General features: G+C 44.5%; 4 protein-coding genes. All 4 read right to left on the bottom strand.

Annotated features, from left to right (window positions below):
• Positions 1–10: 10 nt before the first annotated feature.
• Genes K6T99_13055 through K6T99_13040 form a run of 4 tightly spaced genes read right to left on the bottom strand, consistent with a single transcriptional unit; the run spans position 11 to position 2,735 of the window.
• Positions 11–613, bottom strand: coding sequence for a TlpA family protein disulfide reductase (locus K6T99_13055; protein ID MCL6520746.1), 603 nt, complete (start codon positions 611–613; stop codon positions 11–13).
• Entirely contained in the window at positions 610–1,686 is a 1,077-nt protein-coding gene (gene arsB, locus K6T99_13050; protein ID MCL6520745.1) for an ACR3 family arsenite efflux transporter, read from the bottom strand. Before arsB ends, K6T99_13055 begins: the two co-directional genes overlap by 4 nt.
• Positions 1,679–2,410 carry a tetrahydromethanopterin S-methyltransferase subunit A gene (locus K6T99_13045; protein MCL6520744.1) on the bottom strand — a complete coding sequence of 244 codons (732 nt, stop codon included), beginning with the start codon at positions 2,408–2,410 and terminating at the stop codon, positions 1,679–1,681. Before K6T99_13045 ends, arsB begins: the two co-directional genes overlap by 8 nt.
• Positions 2,397–2,735, bottom strand: coding sequence for a metalloregulator ArsR/SmtB family transcription factor (locus K6T99_13040; protein ID MCL6520743.1), 339 nt, complete (start codon positions 2,733–2,735; stop codon positions 2,397–2,399). Before K6T99_13040 ends, K6T99_13045 begins: the two co-directional genes overlap by 14 nt.
• Between the last annotated feature and the right edge of the window lie 2 nt (positions 2,736–2,737).

The following is a 2,737-nucleotide window of genomic DNA, read 5'->3' as shown; positions in this document are numbered from 1 at the left end:
ATACTTCACCTCATGATTTTGTTTTGCTATCTTGTGACGGTTTTTGGTTGTCAGATTTCTTGTTTTTTTGTACTTGAGGTAGAAATTTTTCTACTTGTTCTGTTACCTTCTTTACGTAATCTTCAGGATGGCCTGCTAATGTAAAACGAAGAATTCCCTTTGCGTCCACTAGACACAAGAAGGGCATGGACTCCGATGGATACAAAGAGGAAACACTGAGTTCTTTATCAATTAAGAGTGGAAATGTTATTTTGTTCTCTCTGGCGAAAGTGGATAGGTATGAAGGATCAGCCTCACACATCCACGGTTCGGTGTTTACGTGTACAATGCAAAGCCCACGCGATGCATACTTTTCTTGTAAGCCTTGAATTTCTTTTAAAGCCGCCCGACCGCATATGCAACTAATGAATCCAAAGCTTATTATTACCGTTTTCTTTTTCTGGTCCGAAAGCTTCCAAGATTTGCCGTTTTGGTCGTTTAGCTTAAAGTCCGGTGCTGGCGCGCCGATTTTGAGAGCTGGGGGTTTCTTTTCAGAATTTTGTGATTCAGCATGAGCAATCGCCAGCATTGCAATTATGAAAGTGACAGCAATTAGCGGCTCAAACCTTCTCATGGTGTTGTACTCCTGCCTGTCTCGCAGGCGGCAAAGTATTTTCTTCGGAAGTGCAAGGCAACGTTTACTAAACTAATGAGTACAGGAACCTCAACCAGCGGGCCAATGACGGTGGCAAATGCTTGCTTCGATCCAATTCCAAACACCGCGACTGCTACTGCAATAGCAAGTTCGAAGTCATTGCTTGCTGCAGTGAACGATACTGCAGTAACTTCGCCATATGAAGCTCCTGTCTTTCGAGCGATGAAGAATGTGACAAACCACATTGCAAAGAAGTAGAGAGTTAACGGAATGCCTACTCGCACAACATCAAGCGGAAGCTGAATTATATATTCACCCTTGAGCGAGAACATTACTACAATTGTGAAGAGCAATGCTATTAGCGTGATTGGGCTTATCCTCGGCATGAATACGTTCTCGAACCAATCACGCCCTTTCCAAGCTTGCACAGAAAAGTGAGTTACTATTCCAGCTATAAATGGGATTCCAAGGTAAATGAAAACTGTCTTTGCTGCTTCTGCGATGGATATGCTTACGTCCAGTCCTTTCACCAACCCTAGTGCGCTCAGCAAAAAGGTGATGAAGAACCACATATAAATTGCATAAAAAAGTACTTGAAATACGGCATTGAAAGCTACCAATCCAACTGCGAGTTCGCGGTCGCCCTCGGCTAGTTCGTTCCATACAATTACCATGGCAATGCAGCGCGCCAAGCCTACTAATATGACGCCGACCATATATTGGGGGTAATTCCGCAGGAGCAGAATGGCAAGCGCGAACATAACGAATGGACCAATAATCCAGTTCATGAGGAGTGCTAGCGCGAGGAGTTTGGGTTTTCGAAAGACCCGCCCCATCTCTTCATAGCGTACTTTCGTAAGTGGCGGGTACATCATTAAAATTAGGCCTATTGCGATGGGGATGCTTGTTGTTCCTACTTGGAACCTGTTGATAAGCCCGGCGACACCTGGTGCAAAATACCCTAGCAACACCCCAAATGCCATTGCAAGGAAGATCCAAAGGGTCAAATACCTGTCTAGAAAAGACAACTTCTTACTTGCCGAACTAGGTATACTCACGCTTTTTTGCCTCCTGTTTTGCTTTGATTTCTGCAATCAATCGTTCCAATTGCTCTATAGCAGCCCATTCATTTTCATTTCGTGGTGCATACCACGGTTGTTTTACTCTCCATGTAATTGAGGATGAGATGGCTTCTTTGGGAAATGCCCCAGGGTCAAAGAGTACGTGCTCGCCAAATTGTGTAGGTTCTTCTTGATAACATGACCAGATGGCTTTTGCAATTACGTTTTCGTTTCCTTCATTGATAAGATTAATAATTTTTACCTGTTTTCGAAATTGTTCAATAGCTTCGAGCGAAATGTTGTATAAATATGGTGTTGGGGATTTTGAGCCAATTATTCGATGATCTTCTCCTATGCCATTGAGACTAAGCGCTACTAAGCTTTGCCCTACTAGGTGGCCAGGCGATTCCGGGCCGCATACTATGAGATAGCGTATGTTTGGATTGGCGACTATGTTGCAAATTATTTTCTCAATGCCTATATTCTCAGTTTGAAGAGTGCCAGCAAGCGCTGCACCTGATTCCACGCCTACACGTACCAAGTGCTCAATGGGTTTAGGAATTTCCTCTTGTGGCCATTTAAGTATAACACACAAAGCTGCAGGCGATAGGTCGTTGCCTCGCAAATATCGGCCTTCCTCTGGTGGGTAGTTTGAGGGCGGCTTGACCTTATAGCCTGGATTTGGTATCCAGTAATTTTCATCAGCGCTCGTCATGGTTTTTCTCCGTTCCTGTGCAGCACATTGCGCTTGTTTTTGATTTGGTGTCTATTTTTGCAAGGCAATCCTCGAGGAATCTGAGCGCAATGTCTCCCAAAGTAGAGGGACAAAGGGAATAGTGAATCCATTGGCCTTGCCTTCTAGCACGCACAATTCCGGCATGTTTGAGGCAGGCTAGATGGTGTGATACTGCCGGCTGCGTCATGGAAAGTTCTTCCATGATTTTGCAAACGCACATTTCGCCATTTTGGGCAAGCATTTGAACTATTCGTATACGGGTCGTGTCTCCGAGGGCTTTGAAAATATTTTCAGGCGTTGCCATGG

Source organism: Armatimonadota bacterium, from assembly GCA_023511795.1.
Taxonomy (GTDB): Bacteria; Armatimonadota; UBA5829; order DTJY01; family DTJY01; genus JAIMAU01.
Note: the sequence above shows the minus strand (reverse complement) of the source record. Positions and strands in the feature narration are given on the sequence as shown.

What these genes read in the sequence shown, in the direction of transcription:
- K6T99_13055 (MCL6520746.1), bottom strand. Translation starts at nt 613, where the DNA reads ATGAGAAGGTTTGAGCCGCTAATTGCTGTCACTTTCATAATTGCAATG.
- K6T99_13040 (MCL6520743.1), bottom strand. Translation starts at nt 2,735, where the DNA reads ATGGCAACGCCTGAAAATATTTTCAAAGCCCTCGGAGACACGACCCGT.
- K6T99_13045 (MCL6520744.1), bottom strand. Translation starts at nt 2,410, where the DNA reads ATGACGAGCGCTGATGAAAATTACTGGATACCAAATCCAGGCTATAAG.